This window comes from Acidovorax sp. (assembly GCF_022763525.1).
In the GTDB taxonomy this organism is placed as follows: Bacteria; Pseudomonadota; Gammaproteobacteria; order Burkholderiales; family Burkholderiaceae_C; genus Acidovorax.
On the sequence record NZ_JALEGG010000242.1, the window covers coordinates 1 to 17718 of the forward strand.

The 17718-nt window shown below is 68.0% G+C and carries 20 protein-coding genes and 1 pseudogene; 13 read left to right on the forward strand and 8 right to left on the reverse strand.

Annotated features, from left to right (window positions below; translation table 11 throughout):
• The 3 genes from MRY84_RS18405 to MRY84_RS18415 all read left to right on the forward strand — a co-directional run.
• Positions 1–439: PfkB family carbohydrate kinase (locus MRY84_RS18405; protein ID WP_291507146.1), on the forward strand; the 439-nt coding region annotated here is incomplete at its 5' end.
• On the forward strand, positions 436–825 hold the full coding sequence (gene rbsD / locus MRY84_RS18410) for a D-ribose pyranase (RefSeq protein ID WP_291507147.1): 390 nt from the start codon (positions 436–438) through the stop codon (positions 823–825). The genes MRY84_RS18405 and rbsD, both read left to right, overlap by 4 nt.
• Positions 826–933: 108 nt before the next feature.
• Positions 934–1866 carry an MBL fold metallo-hydrolase gene (locus tag MRY84_RS18415; protein ID WP_291507148.1) on the forward strand — a complete coding sequence of 311 codons (933 nt, stop codon included), beginning with the start codon at positions 934–936 and terminating at the stop codon, positions 1864–1866.
• Between the two features lie 137 nt (positions 1867–2003).
• Here the strand turns inward: MRY84_RS18415 and MRY84_RS18420 are convergent, their stop codons facing one another.
• Positions 2004–2579, reverse strand: a complete 576-nt coding sequence (locus MRY84_RS18420; RefSeq protein WP_291507149.1) for a DUF4124 domain-containing protein — start codon at positions 2577–2579, stop codon at positions 2004–2006.
• Between the two features lie 101 nt (positions 2580–2680).
• A pseudogene (locus tag MRY84_RS18425) lies at positions 2681–4666 on the reverse strand (transglycosylase SLT domain-containing protein).
• A gap of 14 nt (positions 4667–4680) precedes the next feature.
• On the opposite strand from MRY84_RS18425, the gene MRY84_RS18430 reads away from it, so the two are divergent.
• Positions 4681–5253, forward strand: coding sequence for a 5-formyltetrahydrofolate cyclo-ligase (locus MRY84_RS18430; RefSeq protein ID WP_291507150.1), 573 nt, complete (start codon positions 4681–4683; stop codon positions 5251–5253).
• 363 nt (positions 5254–5616) lie between these two features.
• Here the strand turns inward: MRY84_RS18430 and MRY84_RS18435 are convergent, their stop codons facing one another.
• A complete protein-coding gene (locus MRY84_RS18435; protein WP_291507151.1) occupies positions 5617–7443 on the reverse strand; it encodes a diguanylate cyclase in 1827 nt (608 codons plus the stop codon).
• Positions 7444–7666: 223 nt separating this feature from the next.
• Between MRY84_RS18435 and MRY84_RS18440 the strand changes: the two genes are divergently transcribed.
• Both MRY84_RS18440 and MRY84_RS18445 read left to right on the forward strand, forming a co-directional pair.
• Positions 7667–8356, forward strand: coding sequence for a glutathione S-transferase family protein (locus MRY84_RS18440; RefSeq protein ID WP_291507152.1), 690 nt, complete (start codon positions 7667–7669; stop codon positions 8354–8356).
• A 30-nt stretch (positions 8357–8386) separates the two neighbouring features.
• Positions 8387–8692 (forward strand): NIPSNAP family protein, encoded by a 306-nt coding sequence (locus MRY84_RS18445; protein WP_291507202.1) that lies wholly within the window; start codon positions 8387–8389, stop codon positions 8690–8692.
• A gap of 62 nt (positions 8693–8754) precedes the next feature.
• Here the strand turns inward: MRY84_RS18445 and MRY84_RS18450 are convergent, their stop codons facing one another.
• The gene (locus tag MRY84_RS18450; RefSeq protein WP_291507153.1) at positions 8755–9210 is read right to left on the reverse strand and encodes a hypothetical protein; all 456 of its coding nucleotides are present in this window, start codon (positions 9208–9210) and stop codon (positions 8755–8757) included.
• Between the two features lie 49 nt (positions 9211–9259).
• Here MRY84_RS18450 and MRY84_RS18455 point away from each other — a divergent pair, with 49 nt between their 5' ends.
• Entirely contained in the window at positions 9260–10513 is a 1254-nt protein-coding gene (locus MRY84_RS18455; protein ID WP_291507154.1) for a multifunctional CCA addition/repair protein, read from the forward strand.
• Between the two features lie 32 nt (positions 10514–10545).
• Here the strand turns inward: MRY84_RS18455 and MRY84_RS18460 are convergent, their stop codons facing one another.
• A complete protein-coding gene (locus MRY84_RS18460) occupies positions 10546–11187 on the reverse strand; it encodes a DUF1109 domain-containing protein (protein WP_291507155.1) in 642 nt (213 codons plus the stop codon).
• Between the two features lies 1 nt (position 11188).
• A complete protein-coding gene (locus MRY84_RS18465) occupies positions 11189–11818 on the reverse strand; it encodes a sigma-70 family RNA polymerase sigma factor (RefSeq protein ID WP_291507156.1) in 630 nt (209 codons plus the stop codon).
• Between the two features lie 210 nt (positions 11819–12028).
• On the opposite strand from MRY84_RS18465, the gene MRY84_RS18470 reads away from it, so the two are divergent.
• Genes MRY84_RS18470 through MRY84_RS18485 form a run of 4 tightly spaced genes read left to right on the forward strand, consistent with a single transcriptional unit; the run spans position 12029 to position 14439 of the window.
• Positions 12029–12328, forward strand: a complete 300-nt coding sequence (locus MRY84_RS18470) for a DUF2282 domain-containing protein (RefSeq protein WP_291507157.1) — start codon at positions 12029–12031, stop codon at positions 12326–12328.
• A 3-nt stretch (positions 12329–12331) separates the two neighbouring features.
• A complete protein-coding gene (locus MRY84_RS18475) occupies positions 12332–13192 on the forward strand; it encodes a DUF692 domain-containing protein (protein WP_291507158.1) in 861 nt (286 codons plus the stop codon).
• Complete coding sequence (locus MRY84_RS18480) at positions 13183–13944, forward strand: DNA-binding domain-containing protein (protein ID WP_291507159.1); 762 nt, start codon at positions 13183–13185, stop codon at positions 13942–13944. The genes MRY84_RS18475 and MRY84_RS18480 overlap by 10 nt, the downstream gene beginning before the upstream one ends.
• Positions 13945–13965: 21 nt before the next feature.
• Positions 13966–14439, forward strand: coding sequence for a DoxX family protein (locus tag MRY84_RS18485; RefSeq protein ID WP_291507160.1), 474 nt, complete (start codon positions 13966–13968; stop codon positions 14437–14439).
• Positions 14440–14451: 12 nt separating this feature from the next.
• Here MRY84_RS18485 and trxC read toward each other — a convergent pair whose 3' ends face one another.
• Positions 14452–14892 carry a thioredoxin TrxC gene (trxC, locus tag MRY84_RS18490; protein ID WP_291507161.1) on the reverse strand — a complete coding sequence of 147 codons (441 nt, stop codon included), beginning with the start codon at positions 14890–14892 and terminating at the stop codon, positions 14452–14454.
• Between the two features lie 143 nt (positions 14893–15035).
• Here trxC and otsB point away from each other — a divergent pair, with 143 nt between their 5' ends.
• Both otsB and otsA read left to right on the forward strand, forming a co-directional pair.
• Complete coding sequence (gene otsB / locus MRY84_RS18495) at positions 15036–15779, forward strand: trehalose-phosphatase (protein ID WP_291507162.1); 744 nt, start codon at positions 15036–15038, stop codon at positions 15777–15779.
• Between the two features lie 252 nt (positions 15780–16031).
• A complete protein-coding gene (otsA, locus tag MRY84_RS18500) occupies positions 16032–17411 on the forward strand; it encodes an alpha,alpha-trehalose-phosphate synthase (UDP-forming) (protein ID WP_291507163.1) in 1380 nt (459 codons plus the stop codon).
• Positions 17412–17444: 33 nt separating this feature from the next.
• Here the strand turns inward: otsA and MRY84_RS18505 are convergent, their stop codons facing one another.
• Positions 17445–17639, reverse strand: a complete 195-nt coding sequence (locus tag MRY84_RS18505) for a DUF2905 domain-containing protein (RefSeq protein ID WP_142148752.1) — start codon at positions 17637–17639, stop codon at positions 17445–17447.
• Between the last annotated feature and the right edge of the window lie 79 nt (positions 17640–17718).

Sequence of the window (17718 nt, forward strand, 5' to 3'; positions counted from 1 at the left end):
CCCCATCCAGCCCCTGCCCGAAGCGATGTGGCCGCTGGTGCACACGCTGGTGGTGAACGAGGTGGAAGCCGCCGCGCTGGCGGGCCAGAACGTGACCACGCCCGCCCATGCCGCGCAGGCCGCACAAGCCCTGCGCGCGAAGGGCCCCGCCCAGGTGGTGGTGACGTTGGGCGCTGCGGGCGCCGTGGCCGCCGATGCCGCAGGCAGCCGCTACCACCCCGGCCTGGTCGTGAAAGCCGTGGACACCACAGCCGCTGGCGACACCTTCCTGGGTGCACTGGCCGTGGCCCTGGCACGCGGTGAGCCGCTGGATGCCGCCGTGCGCGAAGGCATCCGCGCATCGGCGCTGTGCGTCACCCAGCCGGGCGCCCAGCCCTCCATCCCCACCCGCGCCGCCGTGGCGCAAAGCCCCCAACCGCCCGCCTGGAGCCCCCTGTGAAACGCACCGCCCTGCTGCACGCCGAACTCTCCCACGCCATCGCCACCCTGGGCCACGGCGACATGCTGGTGATTGGCGACGTGGGCCTGCCCATCCCCAACGGCCCGCGCCGCATCGACCTGGCGCTCACGCCCGGCATCCCGGCCGTGGCCGATGTGCTGCGGGCGGTGCTGGAAGAAATGCAGGTCGAGAAAGCCGTGATCGCCACCGAAGCCGTGGAGCGCAACGGCGGCCAGTTGCCCGCTTGGTGCGGGCTGCCAATGCAGCCCAGTGCCGTGCCGCACGAGGACTTCAAGCGCCTGACTCAGCAAGCCCGCGTGATGGTGCGCACAGGCGAGTGCACGCCGTATGCCAACGTGATCCTGGTGGCGGGCGTCACGTTCTGACGTTTTGATACAGGCCGGGCCCACGGCAGCCACGGCCTTGCGGGTTTTGGAGAACGCGTTGCGGTGCGCTCCTGCGGTACGCTGGGCTGTTAGCGCTTTGACCGCCTCATGCCCAGCTCTTCCCCGCACGACTTGCTCCCCCCCGAAATCACCGTCCTGGAACGCGGCTGGCTGTCCGCCAACAACATCCTGTTCCTCGGCCAGCGCGACACGGCCATCGTGGACACCGGCTACTGCAGCCACGCCGGGCAGACCGTGGAACTGGTGCGTAGCGCACTGCGAGGCCGTCCGCTGGACCGCGTCCTCAACACCCACCTGCACAGCGACCATTGCGGGGGCAACGCCGCGCTGCAAAAGACTTGGCCGGGCGTGCTCACTGCCATCCCACCGGGGCAGGCAGACCACGTGCGCCAGTGGGATCCGTATGCACTGAGCTACACCCCCACCGGCCAGGAGTGCCCGCGCTTTCGTGCCGACACGCTGCTCATGCCCGGCTCCTGCGTGCTGCTGGGCGACAAGCCCTGGCAGGTGCACGCCGCGCCAGGGCACGACCCGCATTCGGTGGTGCTGTTCGAGCCCCAGGGCCGGGTGCTGATCTCGGCCGACGCGCTGTGGGAGAACGGCTTTGGCGTGGTGTTTCCCGAGCTGGAAGGCGAGGACGCCTTCGCCGCCGTCGCGGCCACGCTGGACCTGATCGAGCGGCTCGCGCCCCACGTGGTGATCCCCGGCCACGGCCCGGTCTTTGCCGATGCTCCCCGAGCCCTGGAGGGAGCCCGCCGCAGGCTGGATGGCTTCGTGCGCAACCCGCCAAAGCACGCGCTGTATGCCGCCAAAGTCTTGCTCAAGTACAAGTTGCTGGAATGGCAGCAGATCCGCATGTCCGACCTCACGGCCTGGGCGCAGGCCACCCCGTACTTCGGCATGCTGCACGAGCGGCATTTCGGGAATCAGGAAGAAGGGGAATGGTTGCAAAGCCTGGCGGATGACCTCGTGCGTTCCGGCGCAGCCGTACGCGAAGGCGACGTGCTTCACAACACATAGGCTTCAGGACATTCGGCCCCGGGAACGCCCGGCGCACAGGCAAACCCCAGACCCGTGCCATCGCGGAACGGGCTCCGCCAGGCCGTGACGGCGTTGGAGGGAGGGAAGGCGCGAAGCGCCTCAGGGAGGAACCTCTTTCAGTGCTTGTGCTGCTTGTCGCAACCCATCACATGGTTGTTGCTGCTCGACATGCACTGGTAGAACGATTTCTTGCCGCCCGATGCGCCCTGGCAGTCCGACACGCTGTACTTGCCTTTGGCTTCGCGGATCTTGGGCGCCGCCTTGTCGAAGTCCGCCTGGACCATGTAGCCGTCGCGCACGTTCTTCTGGCCCACCTCCAGCATCTGATCTGCCTGATAGTGGATGTTGTCCACGGCAGCGGCGCAGTTCAGCGGCACCTGCTTGCTGTCCACCGTTTCCAGAGCCTTCTTCATGCCCTGCCCAAACTCTTCCACGTCTTTGGGGATCTTCTTGGTGCCGTCGGCGTTGTACTGCTGGGTGGACTTGCTGGCGCCGGAGGTGCTGCGCGTGCTGCCGTTGTTGCTCTGGAGCTTGAGCGGCTCGGCGTCAGCCTTGGAGGGCGGAGGCTGCGAGCCATAGTGGGTCTTGCCATCCGCGTCCACCCATTTGTAGACCGGTTGCGCCTGCGCGTCCCAGCCCAGGATGCACACCAGGCCGGCGATCGCCAGCCACGACAGCGTCTTGCTCATCATCTCTATCCCTCTCCATAATGGTCAAAATGCAAGCTACCGCTTGATGAGCAAGCGGTAGCAGCTATTATTTTTATAGTGAATGAGCCCCGGGGCAGTGCGGCTCAAGGCAGATCTTTGTTCACCTCCGGCGCCGCCGCATCGCGCGGGCCGATGGTACCCAGCCGGCTCTTGAGCGACTGCGGCAGGCCGGTGAGCATGGCCGCGTAGTTGGTGGTGTTGGCCAGCACCTTCTTCACGTAGTCGCGCGTCTCGGCGAAGGGCACGTTCTCGGCCCAGATGGCCGCGTCGAGCACCGGACCGTTGCGCCAGCTGCGCGGACGGCCGGGGCCTGCGTTGTAGGCGGCGGCCGCCATGGGCATGGAGCCCGCGAAATCATCCAGCGCGAGCTTGAGGTACGCCGTGCCGATGGTGATGTTGGTGTCGCGGTCGTTGAGCTGGTCGGGCGTGAAGTTGGACAGGCCAATCTTCTTGGCCGTCCAGCGCGCAGTGGCGGGCATGACCTGCATGAGGCCTGACGCGCCCACGTGGGAGCGCGCGTCCATGATGAAGCGGCTTTCCTGCCGGATCAGGCCATACACGTAGGCCGGGTCCAGGCCGATGCCGTTGGCACGCTCCAACACCGTGTTGCGAAACGGCGTGGGGAAGCGCTGCGCGACATCCACCACGCTCTTGGTGCGTTCGCTGGTGTTGATGCAGCGGTCCCACACCTCGCGCTGGCAGGCAAAGTCGGCGGCGGCCAGCAGTTCGCGGTCGCCCATGCCGCCGCTCTGATGCAGGTTGGTGGTGTAGTTCCATTCGCGCACGCCTTCGCTGCGCAGACCGAGCAGGATGGCGTAGAGCGCCCGGTTGAGGCCCGGGTTGGCGCGGGCAGCCGCCTTTTCTTCCGCCGTGAGCGGCGCGGGCGCGGGGGGCACGGTGATGCGCTGGCCTAGCTCTTCGAGCGCGAGCTGCTCGTAGAAACCGCGCGTGCTGGCGATGCCTTCGAGCAGCTGGCGTGCCTCGGCGCGTTCGGCATCGGTCACGCGGCCTGCCAGCAGCGAGCGCGCCTTCCAGTACACCCAGGTGCTTTCCTGGCGCGCTTCGGGGCTCATGGCGTCCACCGCCTTGCCCACGGTCTTCCATTGGCCGGCGCGCAGTGCGGCCCGAACCTTCCAGCCCAGCAGGTCGTCATTGAGGTCGCTGTCCTTGGTGACGTTGGCAAAGTAGCTGTGGGCGTTGCTCGCCAGCTTCTGTGCGGCAGTCTTGCCAATCACGGCCCAGGCCCAGTTGCGCTCTTCGGCCGAGAGGTGCACGCCCCATTTGTTCTCAAGCTGGTTGGCCGCGCCGTCTGGGTCACCGGTGGCCAGCTTCAGGAGGGCTAGCAGCACCAGTTCCTGCCGGGCCTTGCCAGCCGCCGTGGCGCGCTAAACAAGGTACTGGCTGGGCGCGTCCAGCACGTCCTTGAGCAGGGGCAGCGACTCGGGCGACACGATCTCGACGGCATTGCGCACCACGCGGGGGCGGTTGGCCTCCACGCCCAGCCGGGCCTTTCGCCAGATATCCAGGGCCGAGAGCTTTTTGTAGCCGTACAACTCGCGCGCGGCATGGGTGCAGCCATCGTCGGCGTCGCGGATCGCATACCAGTTGCCGCGCACATCTTCGGCGACGGTGGGGGTAGCCGTGCCCTTGATCTGGTCGATCAGCAGCGCATAGCAGCGGACCTCGCGATCGTCCGACATGCGGTAGTGGGGGTGCTGTTCGGAAAATTGGGACCAGTCGCGCCGCTGGCCCAGCAGCAGCAGCCAGTCGTTGCGCAGGCGATCTTCCTGGTAGCTGCCGGCGTAACGCTGCAGGAAAGCCTGGATTTCCGCCGGCTGGGCCTCGCCCAGGCGGGCCCGCAGCTCCCAGTAGGCGGCCCAGGGCTCCAGCGCGTGGCCGCGTGCGGCGGGCAGCAGCTGCGCGAGCTTGTTGCGATCGCCCTTGCGGAACGCTTGGCTCATCTCCAGCAAGGTATCGTCACCCCGGTTTTGCGCCAGGGCCAGCGGTGCCTGGCCTGCCAAAACGGCAGCGGCCACAAGGGGTGTCAGAATCGCTCTGAGAAATTGCATGGGGGAATTATCTGATGGACAAAGCAGCTCTGCGGCGCGCATTGATTGAAGAACGCCTCAACCTGCCCGACCGCCTACAGCGGGCAGACCTGTTACAGCAGGTCATGCGCATCTGGCTCGTGAACCGGCCCGATACCGTCATCGGCGCCTATTGGCCCATCAAGGGCGAGTTCGACCCCCTGCCCGCCCTGCACCGGTGGAAGGAGGACGGCGAATTGCTCGATGAACCCCTGCGCCGGCGCATTGGCCTGCCCGTGGTGAACAAGCAGCACAAGACCCTCACCTTCCATGCGTGGTACCCCGGCTGCCCCATGGAAGAAGACGCGTACGGCATTCCCAAGCCCAAGGACACCGAAGTCATCTTGCCCACCCTGCTGTTCGTTCCCTGCGTGGGCTACGCCGCTGGCGGCTACCGGCTGGGGTACGGGGGCGGGTTCTACGACCGCACGCTGGCCACGCTGCAGCCCAAGCCGTTCACCGTGGGCCTGGGGTTCACCAACGGCTACCTCGACGAGTTCGAGCCCGACACCTTTGATATGCCGCTGGATGCCATCCTGAACGACAACGGGGTGGTCTGGCCGGTGTAGGGCCTGCTCACCCTGTTTTTGCCAGTGCGAAGGCTGCTCCCGCCACGCCAATCCAGGCGCGTGACGACGCCGGGACCGGGGAATCGGCCAGGAGCGCAACGACGAGTGGCGTGACGGGAGCAGCCTTCCCTTCGGGTTGCGATGCCCAAGGGCCCGCGGCGTTGCCAAGCCTCGCTGGGGCCGCACCCCAGCTTCGTTTGGCGCCTAGCGCCTGGCCTCGGGCATTGCAACGCATCTGGCAAAAACAGGGCGAACAGGCCCTAGCCCCCCGAAGCGGCCGCGCCGCTTCCCCCGGAGGCGCGACGCCGCCAGCGCGGCGGTGGCCGGCCTGGGGGGCGCCGGTTTCAGCGGCCGCTGGCAGTGTCAGCCTTGCAGCTCTGAAGCAAATGCAAAGCACTCCGCGCCGGCTGCGCGGCGCTTGCAGGCATACATGGCGCGATCGGCGGCGCGCAGCAGGTCGGCCAGGGTCGCACCATCGCCAGGGTGGCAGGCGATGCCCAGGCTCATGCCGACGGTGAGCGAGCGGCCTTCGAACACCACGGATTCGGCCGCACCGGCGGCCATGCGGCGTGCCATGCCCGCAATCACCTCGCGCGGGGGGGATCCGGCGACCAGCACGGCAAACTCGTCACCGCCCAGGCGCGCCACCAGGTCTTCGGCCCGGGTATGGGCCCGCAGGCGGCGCACCATGGCGGCCAGCACGGCATCGCCGGCTGCGTGCCCATGGGTGTCGTTCACCCCTTTGAAGCCATCCAGGTCCAGCAGCAGCAAGGCAAACGGCTGCCCGTCGCGGATGGCAGCCTCGGCCCGCTGCGTGAGGCCGGCACGGTTCGCAGCGCCGGTGAGCGCGTCCGTGCCCAGCGCCTCCACCAGTTCCTGCGTGCGCACGGTCAGCGCCTCTTCCGAGTTGCGCAGCAGCCGCACGCGCGAGGCCATGGCCGCGGCAAACACCACGGATTCGGCCACCAGCACGGTCTGGGTGAGATCCATCTGGCCCGGCGTCCAGACCACCCAGCCCCAGCTGGCCACGATGATGGCGCAGATGCCCACCAGCAGCAGCGCCACGCCTGCGCAATACAGCACAGCCGGCCAGTAGCGCCGGCGCATGGCCATGACCGCCCCGGCCGCCAGCACCACAGTGGCCAGCACCACCGACGCCTGCACCATGCGGAACAGCCACAGCGGATTGGCGCCCACCAAACCGTACACCGTGGCAACAGCCAGGGCCGCCACCATGGCCAGGACGACCTTGTCCAGCCGCGGCGCAAAGTACGAAAGACGCAGAAGGCTGCGGCCGAACATCAGCTTGGAGATAGCCCACAGCGGCGGAGCCACGGCATAGAAGAATCCCGCCGCCGCGGGCCAGTACGCAAAGGGGTAGCGCAGCGTATGGCCGTTGAACCCCGCCAGCGCCAGCAACGCCCCCAGGCACGACACCAGGTACCAGACGTAGATGCTCTCGCGAAACACCAGCAGCATCACCGTGCTGAACACCACCAGCCCCATCAGCAGGCCATAGCACACGCCGTCAAACATGCGCTTGTCCTGCGTGGACTGCAAGTATTCCGGCAAGTCCCAGACCCGGGCGGCATAAAACCGCGCGAAGGTGGACTCCACCCGGAAATACACCGTGTACACGCCCGCGTCGGGCAGTCGAAAGCGCCAGGCCATCTGCTCGGAGCCCGCGGGCCGCGTGGCCCAGGGGTGGCGCATGCCGGTTACCACCGGTTCCGCCAGCGGCTGGCCCTTTGCATCGTAGGGCCCATAAAAGCGCAGCTCGTGCGTGGACACCGTGGGCACCAGCAACAGCCACTCGCGCCGGGCATCGGCCGGGTCCGCCAGCTGCAGCTTCAGCCGGAACCACAGCACACGGTCGGACTCGGCGCCCTTGAGGGGGTTGTCGGGGTACGCAAAGCGCGCTTCGTTCTCCGGCTGGCGCACGGCGCCGATGTCCAGGTGGCGGGTGGTGTCTTCAAACATGCCCATGTAGGGCACTACCAGCATGCCGCCCGCCTGCGCAGCCACCGGTGCCGGCACATCGCCCCCGGCCACCGGGGCGCCAGGCACCGCCGCCGCGGCTACCTGCGCGGCGCAGAGTACGGCGGCGGCCCACCAGGCCACTGCACATTGGCGCAACCACCGGGACTCCAGGGTGCGCAAGAACGAGCAGAGAGGAAAAAACAGCGTCATCGGGCGCGGGCACGTACGGCCGAGGGCGGCGGGAAAAGTCGCCCGGCGAAAGCGGCCGATTGTGCCCCACCAGCCCCGCGCCCTCGGCCCATCGGCACGCTGTCGCCGCCCTTTGATGCGCTGCCCGCATCAAAAGGCGCTGCATCCAGCATTGGCGAAGTCCGGGGCGGGCGGTAGCATGCGGCGTTTCGTCCCAGACGGGCTGTTAGAACCCCCTTCAACCATGCTCAAGCTCTACATCGGCAACAAAAATTATTCGTCCTGGTCCATGCGCCCCTGGGTACTGCTGCGCCAGGCCGGCATCGCCTTCGAGGAAGTGCGCGTGCGTTTCGACAGCTTCGAAGCCAACTCCGAGTTCAAGCGCGCCATCGGTGCCGTCAACCCCACGGGCAAGGTGCCCGTGCTGGTCCATGGCGACCTGGTGGTGTGGGACACGCTGGCGATCGCCGAGTACGTGGCCGAAACCCACCCCGACAAGAAACTCTGGCCCACGGACCCCAAGGCCCGCGCAGGAGCCCGGAGCATCTGCGCCGAGATGCACAGCGGCTTTACCGCCCTGCGCAGCAACTGCCCCATGAACATCGAAGCCCACCTGCCCGACACGGGCGCGCTGCTCTGGCGCGACAAGGCCGGGGTGCGCGCAGATGTGCAGCGCCTGGTGGACATGTGGACTGCCCTCCTGGACGAGCACGGCGGCCCGCTGCTGTTTGGCGAATTCACCGTGGCCGACGCCTACTTCGCGCCCGTCTGCATGCGCCTGCACACCTATGGCCTGCCGGTGCCCACGCACATCGCCGCCTATGTCGACCGCGTGCGCGCCCTGCCCGGCGTGAAGGCCTGGATTGACGAAGCCCTGGCCGAGAAGGACTTCCTGGCGTTCGAAGAGCCCTACCGCCTGCGCCCCCAGAACTGAACTCCAAGACCAAGACTGAACCCGGCCATGATCGTCACCATCTACCTGCGCTACGTCCTGAACCCCAGCAAGCTCAAGGAGTTCGAACACTACGGAAAACTTTGGATTCCGCTGGTCGAGAAATTCGGCGGCAAGCACCACGGCTATTTCATGCCCAGCGAAGGCGCCAACAACATTGCACTGGCGCTGTTCACTTTCGAGAGCCTGGCGGCCTACGAGGCGTACCGCGAGCGGTCCATGCAGGACGCGGAATGCCAGGCGGCTTTCCGCTACGCCGAGGAAACGGGCTGCATCCTGAGCTACGAGCGCAGCTTTTTCCGGCCGGTGTTTTCCTGAAGGGGCTGCGCCGCTGCAGCCCACACCGTTCGGGCTGAGCCTGTCAAAGCCCCACGCGGCGTTTATCGGAACTGCTTGCGCAAGAACGGCTTGTGCCGCGCAATGTGCGCCAGCTGGGCCGGCGCCACGGTGCCGCCCAGGTCTTCGTCTTCCACGTTGAGCACCTGATTGGCGTAGGCCAGCGCACGCGCCACCACCTCCTGCTCGCTCACGCCCTGCTGGGCGGCCAGGTCCAGCGCCACGCGCTTCATGGCGCGCTGCGACAGCATCCACATGGCGCCAAAGGCGTCCCACGCGGCGGCGGCCTCCTTGAACTTGTCGCGGTCGGCCAGGATTTCGTTGAGCGGCTTGGCCAGCACCTCCTGCAAACCCTCCACCTGGGCCTTCAGGGCCTCGAACTCCGCCTCGCGCTGCAGGGCTTCTGCGGCCGCGTTGGCGGCCGCGTCCGGCGGCGCAGGCACGGGCACGCTGCCGTCGGGGTTGAGCTGGGCGATGGTGAGGGAGGATGACAGGGACATGAGAAAGACTATACGGCGGCCGCCGCCGGTCGCTGCGTACACTGCCCGCATGCAAATCTACATGGTTGGGGGCGCCGTCCGCGACAAGCTGCTAGGCCGCCCGGTGAATGATCACGACTGGGTGGTCGTGGGGGCCACGCCCGAGCAGATGCAGGCCCAGGGCTACCTGCCCGTGGGGCGCGACTTCCCCGTCTTTCTGCACCCCGAGACCCGCGAGGAATACGCGCTGGCCCGCACGGAGCGCAAAAGCGGCCGGGGCTACCGCGGCTTCGTGGTGCAGAGCTCGCCGGACGTGACGCTGGAAGAAGACCTCTCGCGCCGCGACCTTACTATCAATGCGATAGCTGCCAGCGCTGATGGGATAAGCGCCGAGGCACTTTTTGACCCTTATGGTGGCGCCCACGACATCGCCGCACGGGTGCTGCGCCATGTGACCGACGCCTTCCGAGAAGACCCGGTGCGCATCCTGCGCGTTGCGCGATTCGCGGCGCGCTTCACCGATTTCACGGTGGCACCCGAGACGATGCAACTGATGCGCGAGATGGTGTCGCATGGCGAGGCGGACCACTTGGTTCCCGAACGCGTGTGGCAGGAACTCGCGCGCGGCCTGATGGAAGAAAAGCCCTCTCGCATGTTCGAGGTGCTGCGCGAATGCGGTGCGCTGGCCGTTCTGCTGCCCGAAGTCGCGCGCTTGTGGGGCGTGCCCCAGCGCGCCGAATACCACCCCGAGGTGGACACCGGTGTGCACCTGATGATGGTGCTGGACATGGCCGCGCGGCTCTCGGCCCCCCTGACCGTGCGATTTGCCTGCCTGGCGCACGACCTGGGCAAAGGCACCACGGCCGCCGACGTGCTGCCGCGCCACATCGGCCACGAGGAGCGCAGCGCCGATCTGCTGAAAGACGTGGCCGAGCGCCTGCGCGTGCCGGTGGACTGCCGCGAGACCGCCGAAGTGGTGGCGCGCGAGCACGGCCACATCCACCGCAGCGGCGATCTCTCGCCCGCAGCGCTGGTGCGTCTGCTGGAACGCTGCGACGCGCTGCGCAAGCCCGCGCGCTTCGCCGAGGTGCTGCTGGCCTGCGAGTGCGATGCGCGAGGGCGACTGGGCTTTGAGGAAGCGGCCTACCCCCAGCGCCCGCGCCTGCTGGCGGTGCTGGCGGCGGCCCAGTCGGTGGTCACGCGCGACATTGCCGCACAGGCGGCCAGCCGGGGCCAGGCCGGGCCGCAGATTGGCGCGCTGATCCACCACGCCCGCGTGCAGGCGGTGGCGCAGTGGGTGCAGACCTCTGCGCAGGTGCCCTGACGACGACGGGCTGGAAATCTCCCCCGCAGCACCTACCAGCGCAACAGCCGCGGCCCCAGCATCGCGCCCAGCGCCGTGGGGATCGCCATGCCCGCCAGGTACCACACCGCGAGAAAAGGTGCGGCCATCTCGGGGCAATGCAGCGCGTACACCAGAGCCCCCAATGCGCCGGCCAGCAGGCCTGCACCGGCGCCCGTCCAGGCCAGGCGGGTGGGTGCGGCACCCCGCAGCGCCCAGAAACCCGCGACAAACGCAGGCACCGAGAGCGCCGCAATGTTGAACGGGCAGCTGCGCCAGGTGCTGCCCAGGATCAACGGCACCCGCTCTGCCGCGGGCGCCTGCGACAACGCGATCAACGCCAGGGCCCACAGCACCGCGGGCGGCACCGCCAACAGCAGGGGCGCATGGCCGATCGCCATGCCGGGCCGGGCCATGCGCCGCAGCAGCATCAGCCCCGCGGCAGCCAGCGCAGCCGCAAACACCAGCTTGCCCCAGAACATGGGCAACGCCATCGTTGCGCGCAAGTCGGGCCTGAGGCCAAACAGGGCGAGCATCAGCACCGCGGCGCCGGCCACGCCCGCAGCGGCGGCCACGGCAAAGCGCTGCTCGATCGCGGTGGCCGACACCGGCCGCTCGTCGGCAGCCAGCAGGTGAATCAATTCATCGGTTTTCATGTCATTCCCCTTGAGACTCGCGCACGCCCGGTGGCGCCAGCGCCGAGCCTTCCCGGCCCCCCGATGGGCCGGCGCCCCGCGGGGCAGGCGCCATGTTCCGGATCCTGGCGGCGAGGGCCTTGAGCCCCCGGTGCACGCCGACCTTGACGGCCGACTCCGACAGCCCCGTGAGGCGCGCCGTCTCGACCACCGAGAGGCCCTCCAGCTTCACATATTCGATGGGCAAGCGCTGCTTGTCCGGCAAGGTGCGCAACAGCTGCCCCAGGTCTCGCCGGGCTTCGGCGGCCTCGCTGTCGCTGGCGGCAAATAGTTCGTCGGCTTCATCGAGCGGGTCGTTGCGCGCCTCCTTCACGGCGTGCGCACGCAGCCAGTCGATCAGCTTGTAGCGTGCAATGGCATGCACCCAGGCCGTGACCGGCATGTCGGGCCGATAGGTATGGCGCTGGTTGTGCACCGCCAGCAAGGTTTCCTGCACAAGGTCCTCCACTTCATCGGGCCGCTGCGCCAGGCGGCGGCGCAAGAAAGCGCGCAGGTGCGCGCTCAGTTCCCGCAGAAAGCGCTCGTAGGCAGCCGCGTCGGGCTGCAGCCCCTGCAGCAGCAAGCCGCGCAGGCGCTCTTCCACTATCTCCATGGTGTCTCCCTGCAGGGAATTCGTACGCCGGGGCCAGGGGGTTACAGCCATCGCAAAAAAATCGCGGCATGCCGCCCCAGGTTTTTTGCACGGCGCTGTAACCAGCCCGCTGCACTGCGCGAATTACAACGCAGATCGGGCAGTTCCACACGGCCTCTGTGCGGCACCCCGGTCGGATCCAACCCTTAACAACCTTCGGAGAACCGTACCATGACCACGCGTACCCTCAGCCTCGGCGCCCTGGCCCTTGCAGCCCTCACCTCTGGCGCCGCCATGGCACAGACAGCCCCCATGGACGGCGCCAAGCCTGCCATGGAGAAATCGATGGAGAAGTGCTACGGCGTCTCGATGGCCGGCAAGAACGACTGCGCCGCTGGCCCCGGCACCACCTGCGCGGGCACGTCCAAGATGGACTACCAGGGCAACGCCTGGAAGCACGTGCCCGCAGGTACCTGCACCACCATCAAGACGCCCAAGGGCATGGGCTCGCTGACCCCCATCAAGGCCTGAGCCATGGCGCTGGTGCCTCTCACCGCAGGCCTCGGCCTCAAGCCCCAGCACTACGGCGAGGCACTGCACTGCAGCGCCCCCGGCCTGTGGTGGGAGGTGCACCCCGAGAACTATCTGGCCGACGGCGGCCCGCGCCTGGCCTGGCTGGAGGCCATCCGCGCGCGCCACCCCGTGGCACTGCATGGCGTGTCGCTGTCGCTTGCAGCCGATGCGCCGCCCGATGCCACACATCTGGCGCGGCTGGCCGCCCTCGCAAGGCGCGTGGAGCCCGCCATCGTTTCAGAGCACCTGGCCTGGTCCACCTGGCGCGGGCAGTACCTGCCCGACCTGCTGCCGTTTCCGCGCACACAGGCCGCGTTGCAGCGCATTGCCGACAACATTGCCCGCACGCAGGACGCGCTGCAACGCCCCATCGCCATCGAGAACCCCACGCACTACCTGCACATCGACGGCCACGACTGGGCCGAGACCGAATTTCTGGCCGCGCTGGTGCGCCGCACCGGCTGCCGCCTGCTGCTGGATGTCAACAACGTCCATGTCAGCGCCAACAATCTGGGCTTTTGCGCGCAGGCGTACATCGATGCTTTCCCCTTGCATGCCGTGGCCGAGATCCACCTCGCGGGCCACCATGCCGACCCGGCGCATGGCGATGCCTTGCTCATCGACAGCCACGATGCGCCCGTGGCGCCTGCCGTGTGGACGCTGTACGAGCAAGTGATCGCGCGCACCGGCCCCGTACCCACCCTGATTGAGCGCGACGAGCACCTTCCCGCGTTTGCCGAACTGATGGCCGAACGCGATCAGGCGCAACGCGCGCTCACGGCGGCGCGAGCAGCGCAGCCGAAGGAGGCCGCATGCAGCTGACCGCCTTTCAGGACGGCTTTTCCGCCGCGCTGCGCGGCCAGGCCGTGCATGCGCCGTGGCTGTCCGCATTGGAGGCCCAGCCCGGGTTTGCCGTGTACCGCAACACCGTGCTGAAGGGCTGCATCGACGCGCTGCAGGCCAGCTACCCCACGGTGTGCCAACTGGTGGGCACCGACTGGTTCCGCGCAGCGGCCGCCGTGTACGCGCGCACCCAGCCGCCCCAGGACGGTGTGCTGGTGGGCTACGGCGACGGGTTCGTTCGCTTTCTGGACCAGTTCGCACCGGCTGCCGAGCTGCCCTATCTCAGCGCCGTGGCGCGCCTGGACCGCTGCTGGACCGAATGCCACTTGGCGGCGGACGCCCCCGCTGTCGGCCGCGATTGGCTGGCACAGCAGGCGCCGCACACCTTGCCCCAGGTGCCATTGCGCCCCCACCCCGCCGCGCGCTGGGCCTGGTGCGATGCGCATCCCGCGTATGCCCTGTGGCAGCACCACCGCGCGGGCCTGGCGCTGCCCGATGCGCTGGACTGGTCTGGCGATGGGGCCTTGCTCACCCGACCCCATGCCGAAGTGACCTGGCGCCCCTTGCCCCGCGCAGGGATAGCGTTTCTGGACGCCTGCACCCAGGGCCTCCCGCTGGAGGCCGCAGCCACCTGTGCCCTGGAGACCGACCCCGGCACCAACTTTGCTGCCCTGATCGGCAGCCTGCTGGACGCAGGCGCGCTGACCCTCACCGATTCATGCGCAGGCTGAGAACCTGTTCAAAGGAGCCCCATGCACACCACCACCCACTTTCCCACCGCCCCCACCAAAGGCCCGCGCGTGCTGCTGGCACGCCTGGCCGATGCCGCCACCTGGCTCACGCCCCACAGCCTCCTGGCCCTGGTGAACCGCGTGGCCATCGCGGGCATCTTCTGGCTGTCGGCGCGCACCAAGGTCGAGGGCTGGTTCACCGTCTCCGACAGCGCCTATGCGCTGTTCCGCGATGAATACAAGCTGCCTCTGCTGCAGCCCGAGCTGGCGGCCCAGATGGCCACCGTGGCCGAGCACCTGTTTCCGGTGCTGCTGGTGTTGGGCCTGTTCACCCGCCTGTCGGCACTGGCCCTGCTGGGCATGACCCTGGTGATCCAGGTGTTTGTGTACCCCGACGCCTGGCCCACCCACCTGTCCTGGGCGGGGCTGATGCTCTACCTGGTGGGGCGCGGTGCGGGCAACGTGTCGCTGGATCGGGCACTGGGGATTCGCTGAGGCACTGGTGGCTTACCCCTGCGCCGTCCTCGCCCAGCGCACGATGTCCGCCGCGCCCAGCGCGCCTGAAATGCGTGCCACTTCGCGCCCCTGCTGGAACAGGATCATGGTGGGGATGCTGCGGATGGCATAGCGCGCCGCCAGAGCCTGGTGGTCCTCGGTGTTGAGCTTGGCCAGGCGCACGCGCGGCTCCAGCTCTCGCGCGGCCTGCGCGAAGGCGGGCGCCATCTGGCGGCAAGGGCCGCACCACGGCGCCCAGAAGTCCACGAGCACCGGAATGTGGCTGCGCCCCACGTGCTTGTCGAAACTGGTGGCATCCAGTTCCAGCGGGCCTGCGCCGAACAGGCCCTGGTGGCATTTCCCACAGTCGGGGGCGCGGGCGAGGTCGGCGCTGCGCACGCGGTTGGTCGTGTGGCAATGGGGGCAAACGATGTGCAGGGCTTCGTCGGTCATGGCTCGGCAGGCTGGTAAGTGGGGGGCAGGGATGTCTGCAGGGCATCTGGCGCCAGGAGCGCGGTCTTTCAAGATCCCCAGGGGCTGGTGGCGCAACACTCTTTTACATCGCCCGTTTGGCTCCCTCTGCTAAGGTTCCACCCATGCAGCTGCTCCCCCTTCTGACACCTGCCCACGCCCTTTTTCTCGACTTTGACGGAACGCTCACCGAGCTGGCGCCGCGCCCCGAGGCCGTGCGCATCGCATCGGGTCTGGTCCCCACGCTGTCCGCGCTGTACACCCACCTGGGCGGTGCGCTGGCCATTGTGACGGGGCGGCCCGAAGTCGACATCGATGGCTTCCTGGCCCCGCTGCAACTGCCGCTGGCCAGCGAACACGGCGCGCAATACCGCCTCACCGACACCTCGCACCCCGCAGTGCTCCCGCCCGACCTGGACCCCGTGCGCCGGACGGCAGAGACCCTGGCCGCGACCCACCCCGGCGTGCTGGTCGAACACAAGCGAGCCAGCGTGGCCCTGCATTACCGGCTGGCGCCGCACCTGGAGGCGCTGTGCCACGATGCGCTGCTGAGCGCCATGCGGGGCGTGGAGGGCGTGGAACTGCTGCGCGGCAAGTGCGTGTTCGAGGTGAAGCCACGCGGTGCCCACAAGGGGCAAGCCATCCTCGACTTCATGACCCAGGCGCCCTTTGCCGGCCGCATGCCGGTGTTCGTGGGCGATGACGTCACCGACGAAGCCGGCTTCGCCGCCGTGCAGTCGCTGGGCGGCTGGGGCATCAAAGTGGGCGAAGGCCCCACCATGGCTCAGCACCGTTGCATGACGCCTGCGGCGCTGCGAGGCTGGCTCTCGGCCGCACGCACGTCGCTTCAGCCGCAGCAACGCCATTAAGGATGGCCTGCAAGAGCCCCTGCGGTCCGTGATGGCGCAGCCTCGGGCGGTCCGCAGCATTGCTTTTCCCAATAGCCGGGTTATTGGAAAGAAAAGGTGCTTGCAAACCATCCCGATCCAACTGCCACGGACCCGCGAGGGTTGTGCAGGACATCCTGAACGCGAGAGCGGGCAGGCCAGGCCTGCCCGCACACAGCGTTTTGAGGCCGTGTCTGACAAGTTGACACACCCTGGCGCCCGGATGATCCATGGATGAGCAGACTTGTCGTGATCTCCAACCGCGTGGCGGACCCGCGCAAACCCGCCGCCGGCGGGTTGGCCGTGGCACTGGGCGAAGCCCTGAACAAGACCGGGGGCCTGTGGTTTGGATGGAGCGGCACCGTCACCGAGGATGGCGCCCCCGGTGAGACCGAACTGCACATGCGCCAGGCCGGGCCGGTGACGCTGGCCACCGTGGACCTGTGCCGCGAAGACCACGACACCTACTACCACGGCTACAGCAACAGCGTGCTCTGGCCGGTGTTCCACTACCGCCTGGACCTGGCGGATTTTGACGCCAGCTACATCGCGGGCTACCGGCGCGTGAACCAGATGTTCGCGCGCAAACTGATGCCGCTGCTGCGCGACGACGACATCATCTGGGTGCATGACTACCACCTCATTCCCCTGGCCGCCGAACTGCGGGCCATGGGCTGCAAGCACCGCATCGGCTTCTTCCTGCACATCCCCATGCCGCCGCCGCTCATCATGGCCGCCATTCCGCAGCATGAGTGGCTCATGCGCTCGCTGTTCGCTTACGACCTGGTGGGGCTGCAAAGCGAGGCCGACGTGGCGCATTTCACCCACTATGTGCGCAACGAGGGCAGCGCCGAAGAGCTGGAAAACAAGCGCGTGCGCGCGTTTGGTGCCACGGTGGTGGTTCGGGCCTTCCCCATCGGCATTGACGTGGACGAGTTCACCCGCCTCACCCACGCCAGCGATGCGATGGATACGTTCCTGGGCATGCGGGCCGAGTATTCGCGGCGCCGACTCTTGCTGGGCATTGACCGGCTGGACTATTCCAAGGGCATCCCGCACCGCGTGCGCGCCTTCCGCGAACTGCTGGACCGGTACCCCGAGAACCGCGACAGCGCCACGATGATCATGATCGCCTCGCCCAGCCGCGACGACGTGCACGCCTATGCCGACCTGCGCCAGGAACTGGAGGGGCTGTGCGGCTCCGTCAACGGCGACTATGGCGAACTGGACTGGATGCCCGTGCGCTACATCCACCGCATGGTGGCGCGCCGGCGCGTGCCGGGCCTGTGCCGCGCCGCTGCCGTGGGCCTGGTCACGCCGCTGCGCGATGGCATGAACCTGGTGGCCAAGGAGTTCGTGGTGGCGCAGGACCCGGACGACCCCGGAGTGCTGGTGCTGTCGCGTTTTGCCGGAGCGGCCGAGCAGCTCAAGGAAGCGCTGCTCGTCAATCCCTACGACACCGCCGGCATGGCCAGCAGCATCCAGCAGGCGCTGCAGATGCCGCTGGCGGAGCGCAAGGCCCGCCACCAGCAACTGATGGCCCGCATCCGTGAACACGACGTGCATTGGTGGCGCAAGACCTTTCTGGAGGCGCTGGAGAAGTCGCAGGAATAAGCGGAGGCGTCGCCTGCGAGCGCCGTCACAGCGTCACAGCCACTTGGCCAGCAGGCTGGCGACAAAACTCAGCAGCAGCGTGGATGCGAGGGGCACATCCCAGTCGCGCCCCAGCCAGCGAAAACGCAAATCCCCCGGCAGGCGTCCGAAGCCCATGCGCCGCAGCAAGGGCGACAGCCAGCTGATGAGCATGAGCGCAAGGAAGATGACGAGGAACCAGCGGAGCATGCAGGCAGTGTAGGCGCAGCGCCAGGGGGGCGGACGGGCCGCGGTTGACACCTGAGCGCTGGGTCAGTAGAACACTTCA

Bases quoted from the DNA above. Each gene is read 5' to 3' on its own strand.
- MRY84_RS18415 (WP_291507148.1), top strand. From the start codon at position 934: ATGCCCAGCTCTTCCCCGCACGACTTGCTCCCCCCCGAAATCACCGTC.
- MRY84_RS18420 (WP_291507149.1), bottom strand. From the start codon at position 2,579: ATGATGAGCAAGACGCTGTCGTGGCTGGCGATCGCCGGCCTGGTGTGC.
- MRY84_RS18430 (WP_291507150.1), top strand. From the start codon at position 4,681: ATGGACAAAGCAGCTCTGCGGCGCGCATTGATTGAAGAACGCCTCAAC.
- MRY84_RS18435 (WP_291507151.1), bottom strand. From the start codon at position 7,443: ATGACGCTGTTTTTTCCTCTCTGCTCGTTCTTGCGCACCCTGGAGTCC.
- MRY84_RS18440 (WP_291507152.1), top strand. From the start codon at position 7,667: ATGCTCAAGCTCTACATCGGCAACAAAAATTATTCGTCCTGGTCCATG.
- MRY84_RS18450 (WP_291507153.1), bottom strand. From the start codon at position 9,210: ATGTCCCTGTCATCCTCCCTCACCATCGCCCAGCTCAACCCCGACGGC.
- MRY84_RS18455 (WP_291507154.1), top strand. From the start codon at position 9,260: ATGCAAATCTACATGGTTGGGGGCGCCGTCCGCGACAAGCTGCTAGGC.
- MRY84_RS18460 (WP_291507155.1), bottom strand. From the start codon at position 11,187: ATGAAAACCGATGAATTGATTCACCTGCTGGCTGCCGACGAGCGGCCG.
- MRY84_RS18465 (WP_291507156.1), bottom strand. From the start codon at position 11,818: ATGGAGATAGTGGAAGAGCGCCTGCGCGGCTTGCTGCTGCAGGGGCTG.
- MRY84_RS18470 (WP_291507157.1), top strand. From the start codon at position 12,029: ATGACCACGCGTACCCTCAGCCTCGGCGCCCTGGCCCTTGCAGCCCTC.
- MRY84_RS18475 (WP_291507158.1), top strand. From the start codon at position 12,332: ATGGCGCTGGTGCCTCTCACCGCAGGCCTCGGCCTCAAGCCCCAGCAC.
- MRY84_RS18480 (WP_291507159.1), top strand. From the start codon at position 13,183: ATGCAGCTGACCGCCTTTCAGGACGGCTTTTCCGCCGCGCTGCGCGGC.
- MRY84_RS18485 (WP_291507160.1), top strand. From the start codon at position 13,966: ATGCACACCACCACCCACTTTCCCACCGCCCCCACCAAAGGCCCGCGC.
- trxC (WP_291507161.1), bottom strand. From the start codon at position 14,892: ATGACCGACGAAGCCCTGCACATCGTTTGCCCCCATTGCCACACGACC.
- otsB (WP_291507162.1), top strand. From the start codon at position 15,036: ATGCAGCTGCTCCCCCTTCTGACACCTGCCCACGCCCTTTTTCTCGAC.
- otsA (WP_291507163.1), top strand. From the start codon at position 16,032: ATGAGCAGACTTGTCGTGATCTCCAACCGCGTGGCGGACCCGCGCAAA.
- MRY84_RS18505 (WP_142148752.1), bottom strand. From the start codon at position 17,639: ATGCTCCGCTGGTTCCTCGTCATCTTCCTTGCGCTCATGCTCATCAGC.